The organism is Anaeromyxobacter soli (assembly GCF_022808855.1).
GTDB classification, from domain to species: domain Bacteria; phylum Myxococcota; class Myxococcia; order Myxococcales; family Anaeromyxobacteraceae; genus Anaeromyxobacter; species Anaeromyxobacter soli.
This window is the reverse complement of record NZ_JAKZLF010000011.1, coordinates 90,447-115,281: the sequence shown is the minus strand read 5'-3', so window position 1 is coordinate 115,281 and position 24,835 is coordinate 90,447. Positions and strand designations below refer to the sequence as shown.

Below are 24,835 nucleotides of genomic sequence, written 5' to 3'. Positions count from 1 at the left end.
ATGATCCCGCGCTACACCCGGCCCGAGATGGGCCGCATCTGGACCTCCGAGCGGCGCTACCGCATCTGGCTCGACGTCGAGCTCGCCGCCTGCGAGGCGATGGTCCGCCTCGGCCAGGTCCCGCCCGAGGACTACGAGGCGCTGCGCCGCGCGTTCGAGGGCTTCGAGTTCACCGCGGCGGACGTGGCCCGCATCGAGGAGATCGAGCGGACCGTCAAGCACGACGTCATCGCCTTCCTCACCTTCGTCGAGGAGCGGGGCGGCCCCGCCGCGCGCCACCTGCACAAGGGGATGACCTCCTCCGACGTGCTCGACACGACGCTCGCGGTCCAGCTCCAGGAGGCGACCGGGCTCCTCCTCGCCGGCGTGGACCGGGTGATGGCGGCGGTGAAGCGGCGCGCCCACGAGCACGCGCGCACGCCGATGATGGGCCGCAGCCACGGCATCCACGCCGAGCCCGTCACCTTCGGCCTGAAGCTCGCCGGCTGGTACGACGCCTGGAGCCGCCGCCGCGAGGCGATCGCGCGCGCCGGCAGGACCGTGGCGGTGGGCAAGATCTCCGGCGCCGTCGGTACGTTCGCGAACGTCGATCCGCGCGTCGAGGCGTTCGTGATGGAGCGGCTCGGCCTCGCCGGCGGCGAGGGCGCGGCCACGCAGGTCGTGAACCGCGACCGCCACGCCGAGCTCTTCACCGCCCTCGCGGTGGCGGGCGGGACCCTCGAGCAGCACGCGACGGAGGTCCGCCACCTGCAGCGCACGGAGGTGCGCGAGGCGGAGGAGCCGTTCACGGCGGGCCAGAAGGGCTCGTCGGCGATGCCGCACAAGCGCAACCCCATCCTCTCCGAGAACCTCACCGGCATCGCGCGCCTGCTCCGCTCCTACGCGCTCGCCGCCCTCGAGGACGTCGCGCTCTGGCACGAGCGCGACATCAGCCACTCGTCCGTCGAGCGGGTGATCGCTCCCGACGCCACCATCGCCCTCGACTTCGCGCTGCACCGCTTCGCCGGGATGATCGAGAACCTGCGCGTGTACCCCGAGCGGATGAAGGAGAACCTGGAGCTCACGGGCGGCCTCTACGAGGCGCAGCGCGTGCTCCTCGCGCTCGTCGGCAAGGGCGTGGCGCGGCAGGAGGGCTACGTCTACGTCCAGCGCAACGCCATGAAGGTCTGGGAGGAGAAGGTCGACTTCCGGACCGCGCTGAAGCGGGATCCGGACGTGAAGCGGGTGCTCTCCGACGAGGAGATCGACGCGTGCTTCGCGCTCGAGTACCACCTGAAGCACGTGGACACGATCTTCCAGCGCGTGTTCGGCGCGCCGTAGCCCGCGGCGATGGTGCGGATCGAGCGGAGCGCCGGCGGGCTGGTCCTCGCGTCTCGCCTCGCGCGGCCGCGCGTGCTCGCCGTCCTCGCCGCCGCGTTCATCCTCGGCGCCGCCGGCCTGCGGGGCGCCGCCCCGCGGGCTGCCCTCGGGCTCGCGGCGGTCGCCGCGCTGGTGGTCCTGCTGGGCGGCCGCTCGGTGCGGGCGACCTTCGCGCGCGGGCGGGTGCGGGTGAGCGGCGCCCCGCCGCTGCGCCGGCAGGACCGCGGGCTCGCCGAGTTCACGGGCGTGCAGATCGAGACGGTCGGCGAGGCGCGCGCGCGCCGCGCGGAGCGGCTCGCGCACGGCTACCGGGAGCGCAGCGGAAGCTCGGCCGCGCCCTCCTGGCTCGTGCCCGCGCCGGCTCCCGGAACGAACGACCACCTCCGCCGCCTCGTCCTCCTGGCGCGCGAGGGCGAGCCGCTGCCGGTGACGACCTGGCTCGCGCCCGAGGACGACCTCGAGCCCGCGCGCGCCGAGGTCGCAGCGCTGTTCATCTAGCGGGGGCTGCGCCCCCGCCCCGACGAGCAGAGCGCGTCGTGTGCAGCCGGCCACACGGGTGACACTCTAGCCAGGCGGATGGGTGACACTGTTCACCGGTCGGCCGAGCGGCGCACCGCGCGCTCCGGGTGGGCATCGACGGGTCGGCGCGCGCGCGCCGGGAACGCTCCGGGCGGAGCACTGCGGGTGGCAGAGCGGTGAGCGTCACCGGGGGGGGCGCAGGGGTTCGGAAGCCCGGAAGTGCCGAGCTGCGAGTCGACGGTCAGCCGCGTGCCCATGCGAACCGGCTCTCCGTTCTGCCCGGAGGTCCGGCCAGCTCCGTGGCGGCCGCGAATCACGACGCCCACATTCCGAGCTGCATGACGGGGCGCAGAGGCGCAACGTCAGCGCGCGCGGGCGGCGTCGGCCCGTCGCTCGCCTCGCGGCGGAAGCGATCCATGTGCTCGCGCCCGAAGGTGCTCTCTGCGTGAAGCAGGTTGTGAGCTCGGCAGGCGAGCCGAAGATTCTCGACCGTGGGCGGTCCCCCGAGGGCGGCGGGCTGGATGTGGTCGAGCTCGAGCTTCCAGCGGCTGTTGCAGCGGCAGCCGTCCGGGCCGACCCAGGCGCAGCGCCCCCCGTCGCGCTTCCACACGGCGCGGCGCACTATCGCCGGGATCGTGGACCTCGCCGCCGACGGCTTGACCGCGGCCATATTCGCCGCTGCCTCATTCGAGGCGGCCTGCTTCGCGCCCTTCGTCTTCCGCTCCGGCGCGACCGCGCCCTTCCGCTTGCCGTGCTTCTCGATGGCGCAGCGGATCGCCTCGCGGAGCACCGCCGCGAGGTCGCCGTCCGGGACCTTGTGCGACAGGAGCGACCGGAGCGTCTCGAGGTCCTCCTTGCAGGCACGGTCGAGGGTGACCCGGAGCGACCAGTGGGTCTCCGAGACGGCGAGGGTCTCGGCCCTTCGCTTCGGCTGCGCGAGGATCGGTGGGGTCGCTGGGAGCGGACCGGTGGTGGGTCCCGGATCGAGAGCCGGCTCCGCGGGGCCGTGCGCCGTCGCCATTTCGGCCCGCTCCGATCCCGAGAGGGGCAGCGCTGCGCTCGCCGCGGCGGGGGCGCGCTCGGCCAGCTTGCGGAGGCCTGCGCACGGAGCGGTGCGCGCCTGGATGGAGGCGACGAGGTGCTCGACCTCGGCCCGGGTCCTGAAGGCTGCGCGAGCGAGGAGGTCGTCCACGTTCTCCTCGGTGAGCACCTGGCCGAGGAGCGCCACGGTGGAAAGGCAAAGGCGCCCATCGCGCAGCGGAGCCTCGAGGACCGGGAAGCGGCGCAGCACGCGCATGGCCTGGATGCGCCGGCCTGCGGCGCCCTCCCGCAGGTGGAGCGCCTCCAGGCAGTAGCTCCAGAGAGACGCATGGCCGGCCTCGACGAAGGCGCGGCGCTGATCGAACTCGTCGAGGTGCAGGAGGAAGTCGACCTGGACGTTCCGTTCCTCTCCGGCGAGCTCGCGCAGGCGGATCGCGAGCGCGTTCGATTCGAGAGAAGCGGGGGCGAGCGCAGACATGGGGGTGCACCTCCAGTACATCCTTCGTAGCACGCGATTTCCGGAGCTCCGGAGACGCTCCAGGTCCGCGTCTGGCCGCCGTTCTCCGGCGCTCCCTCGTCAATGCCCCAAGGCGACCGGCGCGTGCTTCACGCGCGAGAATCGTGCGCGAGAGCGGCCTTTCCGCGCCGCCCGTATGCCCGAGGGCGATCGAGGCGAGAAGGCGTCAATGGGAAATGTTTCACCCGCCGCATCTGGGACGTCTTGCCTCGTCGCGAGAAGAGCCGCGGCACCGGGCGGCACTACCGCTGGCGATAGTTGTCGCCCAAGGTGAATACGGTCGACCTCGAGCTGCGGAAACGCCTTCGAGAAGTCCGCGCGCACCTCGCGCGAAGTCACGCCGTCGCCGCGCCCGGTTCGACACGACGAGACGCTCGCCTGCTCCGCCGCCTTCCCGCGTTCATCGGGGTCGAGCACGAGCGCGTGCGCCGACCCCGTCGATGCTCCGAATCCGTCATGCGCACGGAAGCCGTGGTCGAAACACCCGCCGCTCGTCCGGCGAGTACCCGCACTTGTGACGAATGATGAGGGCTTCGCCCCTCCCGCGCTTCGCGCGGGGCCCCTCCCGCGAAGGCCCGTTCGACTGTGCGACCACCCTCCCGTGCTGCGGCTAGGCTCTGCGACCCCGCGCCGGCGCGCGCGGGCGTGCCGCGACGCGGGCCGCGAGCTCCTCGAGGTGCGCGAGGCAGGCGTGCGGGGCGCGCTGAAGGATCATGTGCGGCGCTTCGAGCTCGACCACCTCTGCGTCGGGGCGCAGCGCGAGGAGCTCCTCGCCGACGTCGGTGCGGATGAGCCGGTCGCGCCTCGGCGAGAGCACGAGGATGGGCGCGTCGACCTGCAGGAGCGCGTCGCGCACGTCGACGCGGAGCGCCTCCATCGCGCGGAGCGCCATGACCTCCGGCGCCGTCCTCCCCACCGCCTCCTGTACCTCGCGGACGAGCGCGTCGGGCGCCTCCCAGCCGGTCATGAAGTGGCGGACGAGGAGGGCAGGCATCGGCAGGCCGAAGAGCCGGGCGCCGACGAGCCCGCGGATCGGGTGGAGGAGCGGGTGGAGCGGCCGGTGCAGGAACGTCGCGGCGAGCACGAGGCCGGCGAGGCCGCGCGGCCGCTCGGCCGCGAGCCGGATCGCGATGGGACCGGAGAACGACTCCGCCACCAGCAGGAACCGGCCGGGCGGAAGGGTCGCGCGGACGCGATCGACGAGCGCGTCGTAGCCGAGCGGCGCGCCGGGAGGGAAGGAGACCACCACCGGCGCGATGCGCCGCGGCGCGGCGGCGAGGAGGGGCGCGAAGAGCCGGCCGCTCCCGTCGATGCCCGGGAGGAGGAGGGCGGGCAGGACAGCGCGGGGGCGCCGCGCCTCGCTCGCCACGCGCGTCGTCCGGCCCCGGCTCAAGCGCGGCCGGCTAGCCGAGGTAGCCCTTCGCGCGGAGGTTGCGCTGGATCCGCTCCTCGACCGAGCCCACGTCCGACGCGAACGTCTCGCCGGTGAGCCGCTCGAAGACCTCGATGTACTTGCGCGCCAGCATCACCCGCACGTCGTCGGAGAGCGCCGGGGGCGTGCCGTGGCCGGAGAACCCGTGCTCCTTGATGAGCCACTGCCGGATGTTCTCCTTGTCGAGCATCTCCTGCTCGGCGCCCTTGGCGAAGCGATCCTCGTAGCCGTCGGCGACCCAGTAGCGCGAGCTGTCGGGCGTGTGGATCTCGTCGATGACGACGAGCTTCCCGTCGATGGTGCCCATCTCGTACTTGGTGTCCACGAGGATGAGGCCGCGGCTCCGCGCCCACTCCTGCCCGCGCTGGAAGAGCCGCTCCGCGACGGCGGTCGCCTCGCGCCAGAGCTCCTTCGAGACGAGGCCCTGCGCGAGGATCTCCTGCTCGCTGATGGGCTCGTCGTGCTTGCCGTACTCCGCCTTGGTGGAGGGCGTGATGATGGGCCGATCGAAGCGCTGGTCCTTGCGGAGCCCCTTCGGCCACTCGATCCCGTAGGCGCCCGCCTTGCCGGCCTGGTAGTCGCGCCAGAGCGAGCCCGTGATGTAGCCGCGGATCACGATCTCGATGGGCAGCGGCTTCGCCCGCTTCACGACCATGACGCTCGGGTCGGGCAGGTCGACGACGTGCGTCGGCGCGAGGTCCTTCACCTTCTCGAACCAGAAGGCGGTGAGGCGGGAGAGCACCTCGCCCTTGAACGGGATCGTGCCGAGCACGTGGTCGAACGCGGAGATGCGATCGGTCGTGACCATCACGATCTCGTCGCCGCGGGCGTAGTTGTCGCGGACCTTGCCGCGGTACAGCTCGCCGAGCGCGGGCAGGTCGATCTGGCGGAGGGTGTGGGGGAGCTGAGCGCGGAGCTTGTCGTCCGGGATCATGGGCGGGATGTTATACGTCGCGCCCTCACATGGAACCGGGAAAAGTACGGATCGTGCTTCACCGCCCGCAGAGCGCCGACAACATCGGCGCCGTCGCCCGGGCGATGAAGAACTTCGGCCTGTCGCGCCTCGCGATCGTGGCGCCGCCGTCCTGGGCGGGGCGTCCCCGCAGCGGGGGACCGGGCACCGCCCGGGAGGACGTCCTCGCGCGCGCCCGGCGCCTCGCGCGGCATGCGTCCGACGTCCTCGAGGCCGCCGAGGTCCACGCGGACCTGCGTGGCGCGCTCGGCCCCGCCTCCTGGACCTGCGGCACCACCTCGCGCGCGGTGGAGGGGCGCCCCTTCCTCGATCCCGCGGCCCTCGCCGCGGAGGTCGCCCGGCGGAGCGTCCAGGGTGAGGTCGCGGTCGTGTTCGGGCAGGAGCGGCGCGGGCTCTCCGACGCGGAGCTCGAGCTCTGCCAGGCGGTCTGCTCGATCCCGACCTCGCCGGCGTACGACTCGATGAACCTCGCGCAGTCCGTGGCGGTGCTCGCCTACGAGATCGGCCGGCCGCGGCAGGTTTCCACGCCGCAACCGGCCGCGGCGGAGCCCGCGCGGCACGCGACGCCAGCGCGGCACGCGACGATCGAGGCGCTGTGGGACCGCATGAGGGCGCTCCTCGGCGCCGCGGGCTACCTGAACCCGCAGAACCCGGAGCACATCCTCGCGGACCTTCGCCGCCTGCTCGCGCGCGCGGAGCCCACGCAGCGCGAGGTGGAGCTCCTCGTCGCGGCGGTTCGCGCGCTCGAGCGGACGTTGCGCGAGCGCGCGCGGTGAAGGAGCCGCCGGGCTAGGCCGAGGCGGCCGCGGCCTGGTTCTTCTTGCGGCTCTTCTTCCAGGCCTCGAAGTGCTCCTGGCAGAGCCCGTGCTCGACGACCTTCTTCTTGCAGTCGGGCTTCGAGCAGGTGTCGTAGCGTCCGGGCCGGCCCTCGAGCTCGCCGCGGCGGAACTGCTTGTAGTGGAAGAAGCAGAGGCCCTTCGCGCGGTAGGCGCGCTTGCAGCCCGCCACCGTGCAGGTCTTGGTGCCGCCGCCCTTCGCGCGAGGCGCGGCCTTCTTCGTCTTGGTCGTCTCGGCCATAGAGGGGCGCTAGATACCCGACCCGAGGTCGGATGGCAACTAGCGACCCTCGCCCGCGACGGCGGCCCGGGCCTGGGCGGCCTTCGCGCGCTCCTGCGCGGGGACCTCGGCGAGCGAGATCCGCAGCGAGCGCTCGGGCCCCTGGCCGCGGCGCGTCCTGACCTCGACCTCCCGGCCCACACCGGCCGTCGACACGTACCAGCGGAGCCTCGAGGGGGTGCGGACGTCGTGCCCCTGGAATCCGGTGATCACGTCGCCGACCTTCACGCCGGCGGCGGCGGCGGGCCCGCCGTTCGCGACCTCGGTCACCACCACGCCGCGGGTCTCGTCTCCGCGCGGGACCTCGCGGACCGCCACGCCGAGCCAGCTCCGCACCACGCGGCCGTGGTCGCGCAGCTGGCCGATGATCTCCTTCGCCATGTTGATGGGCACGGCGAAGCCGATCCCCTGGCCGGTCGCGTTCACCGCCGTGGCGATGCCGATCACCTCGCCGCGCAGGTTCAGCACCGGGCCGCCCGAGTTGCCCGGGTTGATCGACGCGTCGGTCTGGATGAAGTCGTACGTGCCGGGACGGCCGAGCGGCGCGATGTCGGTCCGGCCGGTGTGGCTCACGATCCCGAGCGTCACGGTGTGGTCGAGCCCGAAGGGGCTGCCGATCACGAGCACCCACTCGGCCACGGCGACGTGGTCGGAGTCGCCGAGCGGGACGAACGCCAGCGGCCGCTTCACCTCGATCTTGAGGAGCGCGACGTCGGACTCCGCGTCGACGCCGACCACGCGGGCGGGCACGCGGGGCGTGTCCGAGCCGAAGTCGACCTCGACCCCCTCGGCGCCCTCGACCACATGGGCGTTCGTGACGACCCAGCCGTCGCGGTGGATGACGAAGCCGGAGCCGATCCCCTTGCGCGGGCCCTCGTTCAGCTTCTCGAACAGGTCGCGGAGCTCCTCGTCGTTCGCACCCGGCGGCGGCGCCTGCGTGGTCACCACCCCGACCACCGCGGGGATCGCCGCCTCGGCCAGCCTGGAGAGATCCGGGAGCCCCTGCGCGGCCTGCGGCACCACCTGCGGAGCCTTCGCCTCGGTGTACAGGGGGCGTGCGGCGTCGCCCGGTCCCGCCGCCACCCACGCCGCCGCCACGAGCGCCGCCCAGGACATGACCACCTCACACCCGCGAAGCGCGGGCTCCCGAACAAGGTGGGGACCGCGCCGGAGGCGGCGCAAGGAGGCGAAGCTGGGGGTCGTCCGCGCGTCCGGCGCGCGCGCCGCGGCGCGGCCGCTAGGGGTGGGCCCGGAGCTCGTCCTGGAGGACGCGATCCAGCGCGCGCCGGTCGGCCTCGGTGTGAGCCTCGCTGGGCCGCGTGCGGGACGGTCCCTGCGCGACGCGAGCCTGCGAGCGGGCGGTCGGCCGGCGGTCGGCCGGCGGCTTCGAGCCGAAGTGGCCGGCGAGCTCGTCCCAGCCGCGCTCCACGAAGACCGGGAAGCTCCCGGCGCGGTCCCAGCGTGCCGCGAGCGTGCGGCCGCCGACGGGCACCCAGAGCCACAGCGCCGCGAGCACGGCGCCTGCGAGGACCAGCTTCGCGAGGAGGCGGAGCATGCGAACCGGGTAGCACGGGGGCCGCCGGCGAGCGAGTTTTGGGCGAGCACCCGTGGGGGCGGCTCGCGCGGAGCCCGGTCGATGGGGTCGCGTCACGACGCGCGCGCTGGCGCCGGCGCAGGCCGCCCGCGTGCGCCGCGGCGGCGACGGGATCGAGAGGTCCTTCGCCTCAGCGCAGGTAGGGGGCGAGCTCGGCGGCGTCGTCCACGAGCACGGTCGCGCCCGCCCCGGCGAGCTCCGCGCGCGACCCGAGCCCCCAGGTCACCGCGACGACGGCCACGCCCGCGGCGCGCGCGGTCGCGACGTCGACGCGGCTGTCGCCGACGAACACGGTGTCGGCGGGCGCGGCCCCGACCTCGGCCATGATCTCGAGGGTCCCGGTGGGATCCGGCTTCCGGGGCGCCTCGTCGCCCCCGACGATGGCGACGAAGCGATCGGCGACGCCGAGCCCGGCGAGGATCTTGCGAGCCATCGCGCCCGGCTTGTTCGTGTGGACCGCGAGCGCGCGCCCGGCCGCGGACAGCGCGGCGTCGAGCCCGGGATAGAGCCGCGTCCGGTCGAGGCAGTGCGCCTCGTAGTGCTCGCGCCAGAGGACGAGCGCCGGCTCGAGGAGCTCGTCGTGCGGGGCGATCGCGCGGGCGAGGAGCAGGCGCGCCCCCTCGCCCACGAACCCGCGGATCTCGTCGCTCCTGCGGGCCGGCAGGCCGAGCGCGGCGAGCGCGTGGTTCACCGAGGCCGCGAGGTCGTCGATCGAGTCGACGAGCGTGCCGTCGAGATCCAGGATCGCGAGGCGGGTCAACGCGTCCCCGCACCGCCGTCGAGGATGGTGAACTCCACGCGCCGGTTCTTCGCACGCCCGAGCGCGGTCTTGTTGGAGGCGACCGGGTGGTCCTCGCCGTAGCCCGTCGGCTCGAGCCGCTCGCGCGCGACGCCCTTGCCGGCGATGTAGCGCGCCACGGTGCGGGCGCGCCGTTCGGAGAGGTCCTTGTTGTACGCGTTCGAGCCCACGTCGTCGGTGTGGCCCTCGACGCGGACGCGGCGGAGCTCCGGGTGCGCCGCGAGGATCCCGCCGATCGCGTCGAGCACGGGGAACGACTGCGACCGCAGGGTGTCGCGCCCGGTGTCGAACTGGATCGCGTCCTTGAGCGAGAGCCGCTCGGTCTCGATCTCGACGAGCGGCTCCTGCTCGCCCACGGGGCAGCCGTCACGCGTCGCCGGGCCGGGCACGGTGGGGCAGCGGTCCTCGCGGTCGGGGATCTCGTCGCCGTCGCGATCGGGGCAGCCGTCGAGCTCGGCCGGGCCCGGCTCCGCGGGGCAGGCGTCGCGCGCGTCGGGGACGCCGTCGCGATCGCGATCCGGCTCGCCGGCGTCGCCCGTCCGCGCCGTGTCGAGGGCGAAGCGGATCCCGCCGAAGACGCGCCACGACTCGCGCCCGTAGCCGGCTGCGCCGAGGCCGGTGCCCCCGCCGAGCTCCACGGCGACGCGATCGGAGAGGAAGGCGCGGAGCCCCGTGCGCGCGGAGAGCGGGGCGCGGTGGCGATCCGTCGAGAGGTCGTTGCCGCGCGGCCAGCCGCCGCCCACCTCGGCGATCGCGCGCCACTGCCGCGCGGCGCCGGGAGCGGTGAGGTCGTAGGACCCGCCGAGGGACCAGGTCGGCCCGTCGTTCACCACGAGCTGCGCCCACTGGCCGCGCTCGCGGAGGACGTAGCCGACCTGGGCGTCGAGCCGCGCGCGGCCGAAGGCGCGGGTGAGCACCACGCCGGGAACGGCCATCGGCCCCTCGCCCGTGAAGGCGGTGCGGTCGCCGGTGGGCGCGCGCAGGTCGAGGAGCGCGGCGACGCCGATCCCGAGCGGCGCGCTCGCCGCCTCGAGCAGGGCGAGCTTCGCGACGAGCCGGACGTCGCCGAGCGCGCTCCGCGCGATGGGGGCGACGAGCGGCCCGGTCACCCCGCGGTCCTGGAGCAGCGAGAGATCCGATCGCTGGTAGAGCGCGACGGGCAGATCGAGGCCGAGCTCGAGCCGACCGAGCGACGCGGCGGCGAGCAGGTGCGCGGAGAGGCGCGAGGCGAGGGCGTCCTCGCGCGCGTCGCCGAGCTGGAGCGCGAGCAGCCCGTCGGTCCAGTCGAGGAGGAGAGCGGCGCCGATCCGCCCGCGCGGCGCGGTCGCCGCGGTCTCGAGCGTGAAGCCGCCGTCGAGCGACAGCGCCGGGCGCGTGGGGTCCGGGTCGAACCCGCGAGCAGTGGGGTCGTCGGCCGGGGCCGCCGGGACGGCAGCGAGGAGCGCTGCGAGCGCCAGGACAGGTCGGACGGTGCGCATCCGGCGAGCTTAGGCGAACCGTGCGAGGAGGCAAGCCGACGTCCGCCCACATGCGCGCCCGGAGGGCGCACAGCGCCCCCGGACCTCGCTCGCTCCGGCGCGGCGTCGTCCCGCCTGCGCGCCGCGTCCGCGAGCGGCCACGCACGTCGGGCGCGCCTCAGGCGGCGGACGGCGCGCGCGCTGCGGCGGCCCGGCGGCGCAGGACCGCGAGGAGCGCGTCGTGCACGGCGGGGTCGATCTGCGTCCCGCGCAGCTCGGCGAGGAGCGGGAGCGCGTCTCCCTCCGCGAGCCCGGACTGGTACGGGCGGGTCGTGGTGCAGGCGTCCCAGGTGTCGGCGGCGTTCACGATGCGGGCGACGAGCGGGATCTCCTCGCCACGCAGGCGGTCCGGGTAGCCGTCGCCGTCCCAGCGCTCGTGGTGTCCGCGGATGGCGGGCACGGCGCTGCGCAGGAACTCGACGCCGGCCACGATCTCGGCGCCGGTCACGGGGTGGACCTCCACGAGCGCGCGCTCCTCCGGCGTGAGCGGCGAGCGCTTCGCGAGGATCGCGTCGGGCACGCCGATCTTGCCGATGTCGTGCAGGATCCCGCCGTACACGAGGGCGGCGACCGTCTCCCGCGGCAGGCCCAGCTCGCGGCCGATCTCGGCGGCGAGCTCGGCCACGCGCTCGGAGTGACCGCGCGTGTAGGGGTCCTTCGCGTCGATGGCGGAGGCGAGGCTCCGCAGGGTGTCGAGGTAGCCCGCCTCGAGGTCGTGGATGAGCCGGCGGTTCTCGGCGTCGTAGCGCGCGAGCTCCCGCGACATGTGGTTGAAGCCGAGGGCGAGGTCGCCGATCTCGTTGTGCGCGCGGACCGCGACCTCGCGGCCGAAGCGGCCGCGCGCGATCTCGAGCGCGCCGCGGACGCACTCGGCAATGGGCCGGGTGACGCTCCGCGCGACGAGGGCCGAGAGCACGGCCGCGACCACCAGGGCGCCGGCGGACGTGGCGACGCTCGCGGCGTCGAGCTGCGCGTGACCGCGGGCGAGGAGCCCCACGACGAGGGAGGCGGGCGCGGCGGCCGCGCACGCGACGAGGAGCAGGAGGGTGCGCTGGAGCCTCATGCGGTGGCCGCGGCGCGGGCGAGCGCCCGCGCCAGGCTCCGGCGGGAGACGGGCTTCTCGAGCACCACGGCCACCAGGTCGGCCCCCTCGAGCCCGCGCGCGCTGCCGTCCGTGACGGCGGTGAGGAGCACGGCCGGCGCCGCCACGCCCGCGGCCCGCATGGCGCGAAGCGCGTCGAGGCCGGAGAGGCGCGGCATGAGCAGGTCGAGCACGAGCACGTCCGGGCGCTCGCGCGCGGAGAGCGCCACCGCCTCCACGCCGTCCGCCGCGGCGACCACCGCGTGGCCGAGCTCGGCGAGGAGATCGGAGACGAGCGCGCGGATGAGCCCGTCGTCGTCGGCGATGAGGACCTTCACGGGCGGGGGAGGATAGCACGGGCGGGCATCACGGCCCGAGGCCCACCCACACCGACCCGTCGTCGTACACCTCGCGCTTCCAGATCGGCACGTCCTGCTTCAGCCGCTCGATGCAGGCCTCGCAGGCGCGGAACGCCGGCGTGCGATGCGCGGCGGCGCAGGCGATGACCACCGCCGCCTCCCCCGGGGCGAGGGCGCCCACGCGGTGCACGATGGCGACCTCGACGCCGTGCGCGCGCGCCACCTCGGCGCCGATCTCCGCGAGCTTCCGCTCCGCCATGGGCGCGTACGCCTCGTACTCGAGCCGGACCACCCGCTTGCCGTGCGACTCGCCCCGCACCGCGCCGGTGAACGTGACGACGCCGCCGCGGCCCGGGCCCGAGACGGCGTCCACCACCTCGGCGAGCGTGAGCGGCCGGTCCACCACCAGGAAGCGCGGTGCGCCGCCCGAGACGGGGGGCACGATGGCGACCTCCGCCCCGTCGCGCAGCGGCGCGTCGTCCGGGGCGAACTCCTGGTCCACCGCGATCCGGCAGCGCGGCAGGATGCGGGCGAGGGCCGGGTGGGCGGCCTCGAGCGCGCGGCGCAGCTCCGCGACGGAGGCGGGCGCACGCTCGAGCGTCTCGCGGGAGGCGCCGGCCGCCTCGCGGGCGCCGGCGAAGTAGAGGATCTGGATCGGCATCGGGTCTAACCTAAAGCACGGTTCGCGGTGCGCGATCACGTTCGCGCGCCGCGCCGCCGTTCGGGGCCGCGCGCCGGCCGGCCGCCCCAGGCAAGACCCCGCGGTCCAGGGCCGCCATCACCGGCCGAGGAGCCGCGCCAGGTCGCCGAAGACGGTCACGGCGATGATGAGGACGAGGAGCGCCACGAAGCCGGCGAGGTGGACGTAGCTCTCGACCTTCTCGTTCACGCGCCGCCGCGTGATCATCTCCCACGCCAGGAACACCAGCCGGCCGCCGTCGAGCGCGGGGAGGGGCAGGAGGTTCAGGATCGCGAGGACGATCGAGATCGTCCAGACGAGGGCGAGGAAGGGCTCGGCGCCCTGCCGCGCGCCGCGGACGAGCTCCTGCGCGATGCCGACCGGCCCGGAGAGCTCCGCGCGCTGCTTGCCGGAGAACATGCTCCCGAACGCGGCGAGCTGCGCCCCCGCGGCGGCGTTCGTCCGGCGGAGGCCCTCCACGAGCGCGCCGGCGGGGCCGCGCCGCACCGCGACCTGCGCCTGCGCGAACCCGACGCGGCCCACGCCCCCGTCGTCGCGCGGCGTGATGGGCAGCGAGCGCCGCTCGCCGCCGCGCTCGAGCTCGAGCACGATCGGCTCGCCGGGGTGGCGCTGCAGCTCGGCCACGAGCGCGCGGAAGGAGTCGACCGGGGCGCCCGCCACGGAGAGGATACGGTCGCCGGGCTCGAGGCCCGCGACGGCCGCCGGCATGCCCGGCATGAGCGCGCCGACGCGCGGTGCCGGGTCCGGGGCGCGGAGGCCGATGGTCGCGAGGAGCGCCGCCGCGACGATCACCGCCGTGACGTAGTTCGCCGCGGGGCCGGCGACGATGACGAGGAAGCGCCGCCAGGCGGCCTGGTTCGCGTAGGCGGTGGGATCGTCCGGCGCGACGTCGTCGCCGGGCGACATCCCGGCGATGCGCACGTACCCGCCGAGCGGCAGGGCGGAGATGGCGAACTCCGTCTCGCCGCGCCGGAACGAGGCCACGACCGGCCCGAAGCCGACGCTGAAGCGCTCGACGCGCATGCCGGACCGGCGCGCGGCGAAATAGTGCCCGGCCTCGTGCAGGATGATGAGGAGCGACACCGCCAGGACCGCGGCGGCGATGGCGAGGACGGTGCTCACGACTCCGCTCCCTCGCCGAACTCGTCGGCCTCGAACACCTCGACCTCCGTCTCGGGCTCCTGCCACGCGCGCGCGGGGAGCCCGGCCTTGAGACAGCAGCGAGAGAGGAACGTCTCCGCGTCCCAGCCCTGCTCGAGCGCCACCTTGGGCAGGAGCGCGCCGCGATGCCAGCCTCGCCGGACGAGGACCCCGTGCGTGCCCACCTTCACGGCCCGCCGGTCGTCGAGCCGGTGGGGCGGGGTGAGGACGGACACCGCCACGCGCAGCTCGGCGATCTCGTCGGGGCGCAGGGGCGAGAAGCGCGGGTCCTCCTTCGCGGCGGAGACCGCCATGCGCGCGACCGTCGCGGCGAGCGAGCCCTCCGGGCGGAACGTGCCGACGCACCCGCGCAGCGCGTCGCCGACGTGGAGGGTGACGAACGCGCCGCGCGCCTCGGCGAGCGATCCCGAGGCGGGGAGCGCCGGGGCCGGGGCGACGCCGAGGTGGCCGAGGATCGAGCCGCGGGCGATGCCGAGGAGCGCCGCGCGCTCCGTGGGGGAGAGCTCGCTCATGGACGCCGCCGCGCGCCGGTGAGCAGGTAGGTGCGCGCGTCGCGCAGGATCTCCGCGTGGTCGAAGGCGAGCGGAGCGGGGAGCGCGTCCCAGGGGAAGGCGCGCGCCTCCTCCGCGTCGTCGGCGCCGGCGGGGTCGCCCGAGGCGCGCCCGAGGAACACCGCGCTCACCGTGTGGCGGCGCGGATCGCGGCGCGGGTCGGAGTAGACGTAGAGGAGCTCCTCGAGCCGGACCTCGAGCCCGGTCTCCTCGCGCGCCTCGCGGATCGCCGCCGCCTCGAGCGTCTCGCCCACGTCCACGAAGCCGCCGGGCAGCGCCCAGCCGGGCGGCGGGAACTTGCGGCGGACGAGGACGACACGATCGCCGGGGAGGAGGACGACCACGTCCACCGTCGGCGAGGGGCTCTGGTGCTCCGGCATGGGCGAGACCTAGCGCGAGGGCGGGCGGGGGGTCAAATCGTGAAGGGCCAGGGCGGCGCTCACCGGGGCGTGACGATGAGGGGCGGCGCGCCGGGAGAGGGCGGGGCGCCTGCCGGCTCGCCGGGCCCCGGCGCGAGCGGGAACGCCTTCTCGACGAGGAGCCGCGCGAACGGCACCGCGTGCGGTGGAGCCCCCGCGACGAGCGCCCGGGCGGTCGCCGCGGCCGAGCGCGCGTGGGCGACGTCCCCCCGCGCCTCGAGGTGCTCGGCGACGGCGAGCAGGCGGCTCGCGTGCCGGCGGCGCCGCCCCTCGTCGAAGTAGGCGTCCACGGCGTTCGCCACCACGCGCGCCATCTGCTCGGCGCGCTGCCGGTCGTCGATGTACAGCGGGGACACGCCGACCTCGTCGAGCTTCGCGGCGACCTCGCGCAGGTAGCCCTCGTCGGCGAGCCAGCCGCGGAAGAGCGGCAGGTCGTGGAGCTTCGCCGAGGCGGCCACCGCCTCGCGCTCCTCCTCCTCGGCGAGGGGCGGGAAGCGCGCCGCGGGGTCGGCGAGCGGCGCGGCCGGGCCGAGCTGCGCGAGCCACAGGTCCGCGCCCTCCGGCACGCGCTGCCCGCTCGCGTCGTTCAGCGCCCGCGCCGCGGCGACGAGAGAGCGGGCCCGCGCGCGGTCGATCTCGCCGACGCCCATGGTCGCGCCGCGCTCCACGAGCCCCTTCGCGAACGCCCGCCACTCCTTGCGTCCGAGGAGCCCGACCTGGAGCTCGACGAGCCCGCGAACGTCGGACACGACCGCCTGCGCGACCTCGATGCCCTTGCCCGGCACGTTCCGGGGGAGCCACACCGCGCGCTCTCCCTGACCGTCGATCGCCGAGGCATAGGCGGGCAGCGGCGGCTCGGCGGGCGCGGCGGGGGCCACCGCGGGGGCGCGCGGCGGCTCGGGCACCGCGACGCCTCGCGAACGCAGGACGTGCAGGCTGCGCTTCGCCTCCTTCGCGACCTCCTTCCCCGAGTGGCCGGCGAGCGCCGCGAGCACGTCGGCGCGCCCGGCGACGAGCGACGCGCGGCAGAGCGCCGCGGCGAGCGGAGGCGGCAGGGTCGCGATCTCCTCCGGCTTCGCGCGGGAGAGGCCGAGGAGGAGCCGCGAGGCGCGGCCGGCCTCCTCGCGCGGCACGCCGGCGAGCGTGGCGATCTCCTGGCTCTCCACGTTGGGATCCCGGAGGAGCGCGAGCAGCCGGTCGACGTCGAGGGTCGTCATCGAGGGCAATGTAGCGGCGGGTCCGGAGGCGATCCACCTCGTGTCCTGCCCCGTGCGAGTGCGCCGCGGGCGGCCGCGCCCTCCTGCCGCGATCGGCCTTCCGCGTTGACACCGCTCGGGAGGCCTCTCTACGCTGCATCCGGTTCGCGGCCGCCTGCGCGGTACGTCACCCACGGAGGTTCACACATGATGAAGACCCTGCTCGCGGCGACGGCCGCGCTCGCCCTCCTCGCGGCGCGACCTGCGTCGGCGTGCGACGGCGACTGCAAGAACTGCCCGCAGCATGCCCAGGCCGCCGCTGCCGGCGAGGGGAAGAAGGGCGCGGAGGCCGCGCCTGCCGCCCAGTGTCCCTGCGCCAAGGAGGGCAAGGCGTGCAAGTGCGGCGAGAAGTGCCAGTGCCCGCACTGTGCCGCCCACAAGGGCCCCCCGAAGAAGGCGGAAGAGAAGAAGAGCTAGCCCGGACGTCGCCGGATCCGAGGCCGACGGCTGCTCCGGAGACGGGGCGGCCGTCGCACGTCTCGAGCGCGGGTGAGCCGTGAATCGCTGAGGGTGCGCGGGCCGTCACCGCTTCCCGCCGAATCCCTTCAAGAGCCCCTCGACCGCGTCGCGCCCGCGCTCCACCTGCTTGCGGGCGCCCTTCACCGCCTCGTGCGCCTCCCCTCGCGCGAGGTTCGCGACCGCGGTGTCCGCTCGCACCGAGACGCTGGGCGACTCGAGCGTGCCGCCGAGCGCGAGCGGGACCTCGAGCGTCTGCGGCAGCGGCAGGCCGCCCGGGACGACGCGGGCGAGCGCCGCCTTCGGGACGGAGGACGTGCCCTCGAGCGCGAGCCGGCCGTCGAGGCCGACGCGACCGCCGAGCGCGAGCTTCCCGAACGGCGTGTCGACGGTCACGGGCGCCCTCGCCACGAGGAACCCGTCCTTCACGTCGAACTCGCCGGCGAGGTTCTTGAACTCGGTGCGCCCCTTCGCGCCGCTCACCTTGCGGGCCGCGCCGCCGCGGCCGAGCTGCTCGAGCCCCCGCGCCACGCCGCCGAGCACCGCGTCGCCGAGGTCGGTCGTGACGAGCGCGCCGTCCTTCACGGTGAGCGCGGCGAGGCCGGTGAGCGCCTGGCGCAGCTTCGCCCAGTCCGTCCCCTTGCCGACGACGTCGAGCGTGCCGTCCAGCTTGCCCGTCAGCGGCTGCGCGCCTGCGAACGCCTGCAGCGCGCCGCCCAGATCGAGCGCCGAGAGCTTCGCGGCGAGCCTCCAGGTCGGGACCTTCTCCCCGAGCGCGATGTGCGTGCCGGCCCCCGAGACCCGGCCGCCGAACACGGCCGCGTCGAGCTCCTCCACGGTGAGCACGCCCTTCACGAGGCTCACGCGGGCCTTCACGTTCTTCGCCTGGAGCCGGCCGCTCCTCACCTCGGCGAGGGCGACCGTTCCGCGGACGCTCGCGGCGCGGAGCCGCTCGCGCATCGCGGCGGGCACCAGGTCGCCGCCGCGCGGCGGCGCCGCCTCCGCCTTCTCCGGGAGGAGGCCCATCACCGCGTCGAGATCGAGCAGCGACCCCGTCACGACGAACCAGGCCGCGAGCGGCGGGGTCCCGACGGAGGCGTGGCCGCCGAGGTCCACGCCGGGGCCGCGGAGCGTGAGCTCGGTGAGATCCACGCGCGAGGCGGCGGGCCGCGCCGGCGACCAGGTGGCGAGCGCGCGGAAGTGGCCCGACGCCGGTTGGCCACGGAGCCTCACGTCCTTCAGCCCGCCGGAGCCGTCCACCTTGTAGGCCCGCCCTTCGCCGGTGGTGACCTTCGCCTCGAGGGACGCCGCGCCGCCGCGGACGAGCGCCCCGAGCTCTGCGGGGAGCAGCGCGCGGAATCGATCGAGCGGGAGCGCGCCGATCTGGAGCCCGCCCGTGATGAGCGGCCAGTCCTCCGGCCGCCGGGGCACCCCGTCCGGCAGGTGGTCCACCGAGAGCTGCGCGTGGAGGTTCTGCTGCGCGCTCGCGAACGCCGCCGCGACGCGCACCTCGAACGGGAGGCCGGGGCCGACGCCCGTCGCCTCGAGATCGAGCTGCTCGAGCGCGACGCCCGCGTCGTCACGGCCCGCGCTCCGGTCCACGAGCCGGATCGCCGCCCCCTCGATCCGAACGCGCTCCACCACGACGCGCGTCGCCGCCCCCGCGACCTGCGGCGGCTCCGCGGCGGTCTCGGGCTTCCCTTCGCCGAGCCCCGCGTAGTTCCAGGTGCCGTCCTTCGCGCGGACGAGGTTCACGATGGGCTTCACGAGCACGACCGAGCGGACCTCGACGTCCTTCCCGAGCGAGCGGAGGAGCGGCCACAGGCCGAGGTGCACGTCGAGCGACTCGGCGGCGACGAGCCCCGGCTCGCCCGCGCGGCCCGCCACGGTGAGGCCCCGCAGCGCGACGCGGGCCTCGGGGAGGAGGTGGAGCTTCGCGGTCGTGACGGCGACCTCCCGGCCGAGCGCCCGGGACGCCTGCGAGAGCACGAGATCCGCGACGCGCCTCGTGACCGCGGCCGAGTCCACGAGGAGGAGGAGCGCGGCGACGAGCACGACGAGGAGCCCCGCCGCGGCGCCCGCGAGGAGGAGGAGCCTGCGCGCGACGGGACGCCCGCCGGTCGCCATGGTCGAAACGTCTGCTCCCGCTGGCGGGACCGCAAGGGGCGCAGCGCGCGGCTGCCCGGGCGGGAGCGTGCAACGAGGGCTCCGGCGGGGAATGCTTGGGGTGTGACTCGTGCCCAGGGATCGGCCGTCCTCCCCACCGCCCGGGGCGCCGCGGGCGCTCCGGGCGGCCGCCGCGCGGGCCGCGCGACGCTCCGCTTCGTGGCCGAGCAGGCGTTCACGCGGGCCGCGGGGGCGCCGCTCGTGGGGGGCAACGCGGTGCGTCTCCTGCGCGACGCCGGGGAGAACTTCCCCGCGTGGCACGAGGCCATCGCGGCCGCACGGGAGAGCGTGCTCTTCGAGGCGTACATCTTCGCGGACGACCGGGTCGGCCGGCGGTTCGCGGAGCTCCTCGCGGAGAAGGCGCGCGCCGGCGTGCGCGTGCGCGTCCTCCACGACTGGCTCGGCGGGATCGGCGAGGCCTCCTCGCGCTTCTGGCGGCGGCTCGCGGACGCGGGGGTCGAGGTCCGCACGTTCAACCCGCCGCGTCTCGACAGCCCCATCGGCTGGATGGGGCGCGATCACCGCAAGAGCATCGTCGTCGACGGGCGTGTCGGCTTCGTCACCGGGCTCTGCATCGCGGAGCGCTGGGCGGGCGACCCGGCCCGCGGCGCGGAGCCGTGGCGCGACACCGGCGTGGAGGTGCGAGGGCCGGCCGTGGCGGATCTCGCCCGCGCGTTCGCGCAGGTCTGGGACGAGGCGGGAGCGCCGCTCCCGGACGAGGAGCTCCCGGACCCCGCTCAGGTGGCCGCGGCGGGCGAGGTGGCGTTGCGCGTCGTCGCGAGCGAGCCCGCGACCGCCGGGCTGTACCGGCTCGACCAGCTCGTCGCGGCGATGGCGCGCCGCTCCCTCTGGATCACCGACGCGTACTTCGTGGGCACGGCGGCCTACGTGCAGGGGCTCCGCGCCGCCGCGCACGACGGCGTGGACGTGCGGCTCCTCGTGCCGGGCGACTCGGATCTCGGCCTCGTGAAGCGCCTCTCGGTCGCGGGCTACCGACCGCTGCTCGAGGCGGGGGTGCGGATCTTCGAGTGGAACGGGGCGATGCTCCACGCGAAGACCGCCGTCGCGGACGGGCGCTGGGCGCGCGTGGGATCGTCGAACCTGAACCTCTCCTCCTGGCTCGCGAACTGGGAGCTCGACGTCGCCATCGAGGACGAGGGCTTCGCGCAGCGGATGGAGGACGCGTACGAGGAGGACCTCGGGCGCGCGACGGAGATCGTGCTCGACGCGCGTCACCGCGTGCAGCCCGTCCGTCCCGTACCGCGCCTGCGCCGGCCGCGACCGCCGGGACGGCGGCGCCGCCGCGAGGGCTCGGCGGTCGCCGCGGCCGGCGCGCTCCGCATCGGCAACGCGGTGGGCGCCGCGCTCGGCGGCTATCGCGTGCTCGGCCCCACCGAGGCGCGCGTCCTCGCCGTCGCCGCGGGCGTGGTCCTCGCGCTCGGCGCGGTCGCCGTCCTCTGGCCGCGCGTCATCGCGACGCCGCTCGCGGCCCTGGGACTGTGGCTCGGGATCTCGCTCGCCGCGCGGGCGTGGCGGCTGCGGCGGCACGGGGCGGGCGCCCCCACTCCCGTGGAGCGCTCCGCCGAGGAGGCCGCCGTGGCCCGGCGCGCGCTCGCCGGGGAGGACGAACCGGACCGCTCCCGCGAGGACGCGGGGCGCGACGCGCGCGCCTGAGCAGCTCAGCCGGTCGCGATGGCGTCGTAGCCTCGGCCGCTCAGCTGGAGCAGGCAGAGCCCGTGCCCGAACGGATCGGCGAGGAGCGCGAGCCGGCCCCACGCGTGCGCCTGCACCTCGCCCTCCTGGGTCGCGCCCGCGGCGAGCGCGCGGCGGAGCGCGGCGTCGAGGTCGGGCACGACCACGTCGAGGTGGACGGGGGTCCAGTGCCGCGCGAAGTCCCGCACCTGCGCGGACGCCGCGCTCGCCCGGCTCCCGGGCGCCTTCGCGAGGAGGTCGATCGGGCACGGGCCGCCCAGCATCTCGACGCCCCCCGCCCCGAAGCGGCGACCGGGGGAGAGCGAGAGCGCCTCCGAGTAGAACCGGACGGCGCGCTCGAGGTCGGGGACGTCGACGCAGATGCGGAGCTCGGTCATCCGGGACGTGTAGCGCGAGCGCCGGGCGCGCGCCCGCTCACCGCGCCGCCCGCGGGTGTCCGGCGCGCCCGAGGATCGCGTCCATCTCGTCCATCACGCGGTTCATCTCGTCCATGGCGGCGGCGAACGGCGCGGAGGTGGTCATGTCGACGCCCGCGTCCTTCAGGAGGTCGATCGCGTAGCGCGACCCGCCCGCGGAGAGCATCGCGAGGTAACGGTCGCGGGCCGCGGTCCCGCCCGTCACCGCCTCCTCGCGGATGGCCTTCGCGAGCGAGGTGGAGGCGACGAGGCTCGTCGCGTACTGGAACACGTAGAAGTCGTAGTTGAAGAAGTGGGGGACCGAGGCCCACTCGACGCCGTAGCGCGCGTCGACGCGGCAGAGGCCCTGGGCGTGCCCGTAGTACTTGCGGACCAGCTCGAGGTAGAGCGTCGAGAGCGCCTCCCCCGAGAGCGCCTCGCCCTTCTCGGCGCGCTCGTGCACGGCGAGCTCGAACTCCGCGAACATCGTCTGGCGGAAGAGGGTGGTGCGGAGCGTCTCGAGGTGCCGGCCGAGGAGGAAGAGCCGCGTCGCGTCGTCCTTCGTCCGGTCGAGGACCCGGTGCAGGAGCAGGTTCTCGTTGAGCGTCGAGGCGACCTCGGCGACGAAGGTCGGGTAGTCGTACTTGGGGAACGGCTGGGCCCTGGCGGCGAGGGCCGAGTGCATGGTGTGGCCGGACTCGTGCGCGAGGGTGGAGACGTCCTCCCACTGCCCGTTGAAGTTGAGGAGCTGGTACGGGTGGACCGCGTACACGCCCATCGAGTACGCGCCCGAGCGCTTCCCGGGGCGGGGGAGGAAGTCGGTCCAGCGGCCGTCGAGCGCGCTGCGCAGCGCCTCGACGTAGGGCGCGCCGAGCGGCGCCACCGCCTCGAGCGTGAGGGCGACGCCCTCGGCAGGCGTGTAGCGCCGCTCGACGTCCTTCACGAGCGGCGCGTAGAGGTCCTCGTAGCGCAGCTCCGAGAGGCCCAGCATGCGCTTGCGGAGCGCGAGGTAGCGGTGGAGCGTGGGGAGGCTCCGGTTCACGTCGGCGACGAGCTGGTGGTAGACCGCGGGCGGGATGTTCGCGGCGAAGAGCGCCGACTCGAGCGACGACCGGAAGCCGCGCACGTCCTTCTCGAAGCGGTGCCCCTTCACCTGCGCGTCCATGACTGCGCCCAGGGTCCGCTCGTAGGTCTTCACGGCGTCGAAGAAGGCTCGGAACACCTTCTCGCGGTCCGCCGCCGACGGCGCCGTGCGCGCCCGCTGGTAGCCCGCGGGATCGAGGCGGACCTGCTCGCCCGTGGAGAGCTTCACCGTGGGCCAGGGGATGTCGGCGTTCGTCAGGACGCCGTGCACCGCGGGCGCCGCGCCCTCGAGCTCGCCCGCCTGCGCGACGATCCGCTCCTCCCGCGGCGAGAGGGTGTGGTCCTTCCAGCGGAGGAGGTCCGAGAGGAAGAAGTCGAACTGGGCGAGGCGCGGGTCCTCCTTCAGGAACGCCTTCACCTTCGCCGCGTCGACGGCGAGGAGCTCCGGGCGCACGAACGAGGCGGCCGCCTCGAGCTCGACGCCGAGCCGCTCCGCCTCCTGCCTCAGCTCCCGCGGGCGCGCCGCCTTGACGTCGCCGTCGCTCCGCAGCATCGCGTAGGCGAAGAGCCGCTCGTACCGCTCGCGGAGCTGCGCGAGGTCCGCGAGGCCGTCCGCGAGCGCCTTCGCGGAGGCGCCCAGGCGCCCCTCGTGCCGCCCCCGGAACCCCGCGACGTCCTTCCCGAGCGCGGCCTTCGCCTCGGACCAGGCGGCGTCGGAGGGGTAGAGCGCGGTGAGGTCCCAGCGGAGCGCCTCGGGGTCGCGCGTCTCGGCGGAGCGCGGCGACCGAGGGCCGGGAGGCGCGGTCTTCCGGGTGGCCGCGGCGGACGTCGGCGCGGCGGCGAGGAGGAAGAGCAGGGCGATGATGGGGCGCATGAGTCTCCCATTGCAGGGGGCAGGGCGGCTGCGCAACGGAGGGCGCGAGGGGCGCGATGTGACGACAGGTCGCGTCAGCGAAGAAAGGAGCTTCGTCTCAGGAGCGCGATTCTACGCCCCCACCCGCTGCACTTCTCGGGCGCCCGTACGGGCGCAGCGGCCGTCACGGACGTCCGTCCGGACGGAGGCGGATCACGAAGGCGTCGAGGCTCCCGGCATTCGGCGCGGCCACGTCACCGCTCGTGCTGCCCGCCACGTACGCGTCGCCCGCACCGTCGATCGCGATTGCCGATACGACGCTCCCGAAAGGACCGTGGCTGCGCGTCCACAGCTCCGAGCCTCCCGCCGAGAGGCGCACGATCATGATCGTCCCGGACGGCCCGGACGCGCCGACCCAGAAGCCCGCCGCCGGGTCGGCGGCCACCGCCGAGACGAGGGTGATGCCTTGCGCGGGTGCGGGCGTCCAGGTCCACCTCGGCGCGCCGGCCGGATCGAACGCGGCCACCCACGGCCGCGTGGTGCCGGTCGATCCCACGCCGTGCCCCGCGACGGCCGCGACGCCGTCCGCGCCCACCCCCACGCCCGTCGGCACGTCGAGGTCGCTCGTCGCCAGGGTGCGCATCCACTCGACGCCTCCGCTCGCGTCGAGCTTGGCGAGGAACACGTCCGACGTGGTGGGCACCGCGGGGTCCGTGGCCTGTCCGGCGACGTACGTGTTCCCCGCCGCGTCCACCGTGAGCGCCACCGGACGGTCCTCGAGCGGCGTCGCGAGGGCCACCTCCCAGACCACCTCACCGCCGGCCCCGTATTTCGTGACGAGCGCGTCGCCCTGCCAGTCGAGCGAGGCGGCGATGACGATGCCGCCGGGCCCCCCCGTGACGAGGGAGTAGACGACGCCAGGCGACCGCTCCCAGACGACCGTGCCGTCGCGCGCGACCTTGCGCACGAAGGCGCCCGACGTGCCGTCCAGGTCCCACCCCGCGTACGTCACGCTGCCCGCTCCGCCGGCGGCCGCTGCGACGATGTTCGTGCCCGGCGCCGACCACGGTCGAACGGGGAGGACCGAGCCGTCGCGCGTGACGGTCGCGACGAAGCTCTCGAAGAGACCGGGCCACGGCGCGAGGAGAAGGTCGAAGCTGTGGCCGATGAGGTGCAACTCCCCTTCGCGATCGAGCGCGATCCCGTGGGCCGTGTCCTGCCCCTCCCACCCGAGCTGCCGCGCGCCGCTCCATGACGGCAGCGCCGGAGCGTCAGGGCCGCAGCGAAACCGGGCCCGGCACTCCGTCTGGCCACGATCGAACCTCACCAGCACGCGCGCGCCGGCGCTCGTCTCGGTGCGGCACGTCGCGTCGCCGCCCGGCTCGCCCCCCAGCGCGACGCACGCCGCCCGCGAAGCGACCGGCACCACGACGAGCTCCTCCGCGCTGCGTCCGACCGGCAGGGTGAGTCCGGCCAGGAGCCGCGAGCCGAACGTCCAGGAGGATGGGCCCGCCCGCACGGCGGGGTCGCCGTCGAGCCCGGTCACCACCGAGGGCGCGTCGGCGACGTTCGTCACCGCGACGCGGAACACGAGGAGCGCTGGATAGGCGTCGACGTCGAGGACGGTCGCCGCGGGCGCGATCATGAGGGGCCGGCCATCCATGCCGATCGCCGGCTTCCCGTGCAACGGTGCGGCGAGGCCCACGCCGAGCTCGCACGTGAGGTCGTGCGCCGCGGCGGACCCGGCGAGCAAGAGCGACGCGATCGCCAACGTC

General features: G+C 75.2%; 24 protein-coding genes. 5 read left to right on the top strand and 19 right to left on the bottom strand.

Features of this window, described 5'->3' with window-relative positions; genetic code table 11:
* Nucleotides 1-1,320 carry an adenylosuccinate lyase gene (purB, locus tag MLV88_RS10595; RefSeq protein WP_242338945.1) on the top strand — a complete coding sequence of 440 codons (1,320 nt, stop codon included), beginning with the start codon at nucleotides 1-3 and terminating at the stop codon, nucleotides 1,318-1,320.
* Between the two features lie 9 nt (nucleotides 1,321-1,329).
* Complete coding sequence (locus MLV88_RS10590; protein ID WP_242355577.1) at nucleotides 1,330-1,857, top strand: hypothetical protein; 528 nt, start codon at nucleotides 1,330-1,332, stop codon at nucleotides 1,855-1,857.
* Nucleotides 1,858-2,191: 334 nt separating this feature from the next.
* Here MLV88_RS10590 and MLV88_RS10585 read toward each other — a convergent pair whose 3' ends face one another.
* From MLV88_RS10585 to MLV88_RS10575, 3 genes are all read right to left on the bottom strand, one after another.
* Complete coding sequence (locus tag MLV88_RS10585; RefSeq protein WP_242338939.1) at nucleotides 2,192-3,397, bottom strand: HNH endonuclease; 1,206 nt, start codon at nucleotides 3,395-3,397, stop codon at nucleotides 2,192-2,194.
* Between the two features lie 649 nt (nucleotides 3,398-4,046).
* On the bottom strand, nucleotides 4,047-4,829 hold the full coding sequence (locus tag MLV88_RS10580) for an alpha/beta fold hydrolase (RefSeq protein ID WP_243337424.1): 783 nt from the start codon (nucleotides 4,827-4,829) through the stop codon (nucleotides 4,047-4,049).
* Between the two features lie 10 nt (nucleotides 4,830-4,839).
* Nucleotides 4,840-5,802 carry a phosphoribosylaminoimidazolesuccinocarboxamide synthase gene (locus MLV88_RS10575; RefSeq protein ID WP_243337423.1) on the bottom strand — a complete coding sequence of 321 codons (963 nt, stop codon included), beginning with the start codon at nucleotides 5,800-5,802 and terminating at the stop codon, nucleotides 4,840-4,842.
* Nucleotides 5,803-5,855: 53 nt separating this feature from the next.
* Here MLV88_RS10575 and MLV88_RS10570 point away from each other — a divergent pair, with 53 nt between their 5' ends.
* Complete coding sequence (locus tag MLV88_RS10570) at nucleotides 5,856-6,617, top strand: RNA methyltransferase (protein ID WP_242360933.1); 762 nt, start codon at nucleotides 5,856-5,858, stop codon at nucleotides 6,615-6,617.
* A gap of 13 nt (nucleotides 6,618-6,630) precedes the next feature.
* Here the strand turns inward: MLV88_RS10570 and MLV88_RS10565 are convergent, their stop codons facing one another.
* From MLV88_RS10565 to MLV88_RS10510, 12 genes are all read right to left on the bottom strand, one after another.
* A complete protein-coding gene (locus MLV88_RS10565; protein ID WP_242355572.1) occupies nucleotides 6,631-6,918 on the bottom strand; it encodes a hypothetical protein in 288 nt (95 codons plus the stop codon).
* Nucleotides 6,919-6,957: 39 nt separating this feature from the next.
* Entirely contained in the window at nucleotides 6,958-8,073 is a 1,116-nt protein-coding gene (locus MLV88_RS10560; RefSeq protein WP_242338930.1) for a S1C family serine protease, read from the bottom strand.
* A 121-nt stretch (nucleotides 8,074-8,194) separates the two neighbouring features.
* Entirely contained in the window at nucleotides 8,195-8,512 is a 318-nt protein-coding gene (locus MLV88_RS10555; protein ID WP_242338928.1) for a hypothetical protein, read from the bottom strand.
* A gap of 169 nt (nucleotides 8,513-8,681) precedes the next feature.
* Nucleotides 8,682-9,311, bottom strand: coding sequence for an HAD family hydrolase (locus tag MLV88_RS10550; protein WP_242355570.1), 630 nt, complete (start codon nucleotides 9,309-9,311; stop codon nucleotides 8,682-8,684).
* On the bottom strand, nucleotides 9,308-10,828 hold the full coding sequence (locus MLV88_RS10545; protein ID WP_243337422.1) for an OmpA family protein: 1,521 nt from the start codon (nucleotides 10,826-10,828) through the stop codon (nucleotides 9,308-9,310). The genes MLV88_RS10550 and MLV88_RS10545 overlap by 4 nt, the downstream gene beginning before the upstream one ends.
* Before the next feature lie 157 nt (nucleotides 10,829-10,985).
* Nucleotides 10,986-11,930 (bottom strand): HD-GYP domain-containing protein, encoded by a 945-nt coding sequence (locus MLV88_RS10540; RefSeq protein WP_243337421.1) that lies wholly within the window; start codon nucleotides 11,928-11,930, stop codon nucleotides 10,986-10,988.
* Nucleotides 11,927-12,286 carry a response regulator transcription factor gene (locus MLV88_RS10535; protein ID WP_243337420.1) on the bottom strand — a complete coding sequence of 120 codons (360 nt, stop codon included), beginning with the start codon at nucleotides 12,284-12,286 and terminating at the stop codon, nucleotides 11,927-11,929. Before MLV88_RS10535 ends, MLV88_RS10540 begins: the two co-directional genes overlap by 4 nt.
* Before the next feature lie 28 nt (nucleotides 12,287-12,314).
* Nucleotides 12,315-12,968 (bottom strand): molybdopterin converting factor subunit 1, encoded by a 654-nt coding sequence (moaD, locus tag MLV88_RS10530; RefSeq protein ID WP_243337419.1) that lies wholly within the window; start codon nucleotides 12,966-12,968, stop codon nucleotides 12,315-12,317.
* Nucleotides 12,969-13,085: 117 nt separating this feature from the next.
* Nucleotides 13,086-14,129, bottom strand: a complete 1,044-nt coding sequence (locus MLV88_RS10525; protein WP_243337418.1) for a M50 family metallopeptidase — start codon at nucleotides 14,127-14,129, stop codon at nucleotides 13,086-13,088.
* Nucleotides 14,126-14,680, bottom strand: coding sequence for an AmmeMemoRadiSam system protein A (amrA, locus tag MLV88_RS10520; RefSeq protein ID WP_243337416.1), 555 nt, complete (start codon nucleotides 14,678-14,680; stop codon nucleotides 14,126-14,128). The genes MLV88_RS10525 and amrA overlap by 4 nt, the downstream gene beginning before the upstream one ends.
* Complete coding sequence (locus MLV88_RS10515; protein WP_242338914.1) at nucleotides 14,677-15,099, bottom strand: NUDIX domain-containing protein; 423 nt, start codon at nucleotides 15,097-15,099, stop codon at nucleotides 14,677-14,679. Before MLV88_RS10515 ends, amrA begins: the two co-directional genes overlap by 4 nt.
* Nucleotides 15,100-15,158: 59 nt before the next feature.
* A complete protein-coding gene (locus MLV88_RS10510; RefSeq protein WP_243337415.1) occupies nucleotides 15,159-16,355 on the bottom strand; it encodes a hypothetical protein in 1,197 nt (398 codons plus the stop codon).
* Nucleotides 16,356-16,544: 189 nt separating this feature from the next.
* On the opposite strand from MLV88_RS10510, the gene MLV88_RS10505 reads away from it, so the two are divergent.
* Nucleotides 16,545-16,811, top strand: a complete 267-nt coding sequence (locus MLV88_RS10505; protein WP_243337412.1) for a hypothetical protein — start codon at nucleotides 16,545-16,547, stop codon at nucleotides 16,809-16,811.
* Between the two features lie 105 nt (nucleotides 16,812-16,916).
* On the opposite strand, the gene MLV88_RS10500 is transcribed toward MLV88_RS10505, so the two are convergent.
* Nucleotides 16,917-18,977 (bottom strand): AsmA family protein, encoded by a 2,061-nt coding sequence (locus MLV88_RS10500; RefSeq protein ID WP_242355564.1) that lies wholly within the window; start codon nucleotides 18,975-18,977, stop codon nucleotides 16,917-16,919.
* A gap of 102 nt (nucleotides 18,978-19,079) precedes the next feature.
* On the opposite strand from MLV88_RS10500, the gene MLV88_RS10495 reads away from it, so the two are divergent.
* Nucleotides 19,080-20,690, top strand: a complete 1,611-nt coding sequence (locus MLV88_RS10495; RefSeq protein ID WP_243337410.1) for a phospholipase D-like domain-containing protein — start codon at nucleotides 19,080-19,082, stop codon at nucleotides 20,688-20,690.
* Nucleotides 20,691-20,695: 5 nt separating this feature from the next.
* Here MLV88_RS10495 and MLV88_RS10490 read toward each other — a convergent pair whose 3' ends face one another.
* The 3 genes from MLV88_RS10490 to MLV88_RS10480 all read right to left on the bottom strand — a co-directional run bounded on the left by MLV88_RS10490 (nucleotide 20,696) and on the right by MLV88_RS10480 (nucleotide 24,831).
* The gene (locus MLV88_RS10490) at nucleotides 20,696-21,106 is read right to left on the bottom strand and encodes a VOC family protein (protein WP_242338904.1); all 411 of its coding nucleotides are present in this window, start codon (nucleotides 21,104-21,106) and stop codon (nucleotides 20,696-20,698) included.
* A gap of 37 nt (nucleotides 21,107-21,143) precedes the next feature.
* Nucleotides 21,144-23,081, bottom strand: a complete 1,938-nt coding sequence (gene pepF, locus MLV88_RS10485) for an oligoendopeptidase F (protein ID WP_243337408.1) — start codon at nucleotides 23,079-23,081, stop codon at nucleotides 21,144-21,146.
* A 163-nt stretch (nucleotides 23,082-23,244) separates the two neighbouring features.
* The gene (locus MLV88_RS10480; RefSeq protein WP_242360922.1) at nucleotides 23,245-24,831 is read right to left on the bottom strand and encodes an NHL repeat-containing protein; all 1,587 of its coding nucleotides are present in this window, start codon (nucleotides 24,829-24,831) and stop codon (nucleotides 23,245-23,247) included.
* Nucleotides 24,832-24,835: the final 4 nt, after the last annotated feature.

Bases quoted from the DNA above. Each gene is read 5' to 3' on its own strand.
- purB (WP_242338945.1), top strand. From the start codon at position 1: ATGATCCCGCGCTACACCCGGCCCGAGATGGGCCGCATCTGGACCTCC.
- MLV88_RS10590 (WP_242355577.1), top strand. From the start codon at position 1,330: ATGGTGCGGATCGAGCGGAGCGCCGGCGGGCTGGTCCTCGCGTCTCGC.
- MLV88_RS10585 (WP_242338939.1), bottom strand. From the start codon at position 3,397: ATGTCTGCGCTCGCCCCCGCTTCTCTCGAATCGAACGCGCTCGCGATC.
- MLV88_RS10575 (WP_243337423.1), bottom strand. From the start codon at position 5,802: ATGATCCCGGACGACAAGCTCCGCGCTCAGCTCCCCCACACCCTCCGC.
- MLV88_RS10565 (WP_242355572.1), bottom strand. From the start codon at position 6,918: ATGGCCGAGACGACCAAGACGAAGAAGGCCGCGCCTCGCGCGAAGGGC.
- MLV88_RS10560 (WP_242338930.1), bottom strand. From the start codon at position 8,073: ATGTCCTGGGCGGCGCTCGTGGCGGCGGCGTGGGTGGCGGCGGGACCG.
- MLV88_RS10555 (WP_242338928.1), bottom strand. From the start codon at position 8,512: ATGCTCCGCCTCCTCGCGAAGCTGGTCCTCGCAGGCGCCGTGCTCGCG.
- MLV88_RS10545 (WP_243337422.1), bottom strand. From the start codon at position 10,828: ATGCGCACCGTCCGACCTGTCCTGGCGCTCGCAGCGCTCCTCGCTGCC.
- MLV88_RS10540 (WP_243337421.1), bottom strand. From the start codon at position 11,930: ATGAGGCTCCAGCGCACCCTCCTGCTCCTCGTCGCGTGCGCGGCCGCC.
- moaD (WP_243337419.1), bottom strand. From the start codon at position 12,968: ATGCCGATCCAGATCCTCTACTTCGCCGGCGCCCGCGAGGCGGCCGGC.
- amrA (WP_243337416.1), bottom strand. From the start codon at position 14,680: ATGAGCGAGCTCTCCCCCACGGAGCGCGCGGCGCTCCTCGGCATCGCC.
- MLV88_RS10515 (WP_242338914.1), bottom strand. From the start codon at position 15,099: ATGCCGGAGCACCAGAGCCCCTCGCCGACGGTGGACGTGGTCGTCCTC.
- MLV88_RS10510 (WP_243337415.1), bottom strand. From the start codon at position 16,355: ATGACGACCCTCGACGTCGACCGGCTGCTCGCGCTCCTCCGGGATCCC.
- MLV88_RS10505 (WP_243337412.1), top strand. From the start codon at position 16,545: ATGAAGACCCTGCTCGCGGCGACGGCCGCGCTCGCCCTCCTCGCGGCG.
- MLV88_RS10500 (WP_242355564.1), bottom strand. From the start codon at position 18,977: ATGGCGACCGGCGGGCGTCCCGTCGCGCGCAGGCTCCTCCTCCTCGCG.
- MLV88_RS10490 (WP_242338904.1), bottom strand. From the start codon at position 21,106: ATGACCGAGCTCCGCATCTGCGTCGACGTCCCCGACCTCGAGCGCGCC.
- pepF (WP_243337408.1), bottom strand. From the start codon at position 23,081: ATGCGCCCCATCATCGCCCTGCTCTTCCTCCTCGCCGCCGCGCCGACG.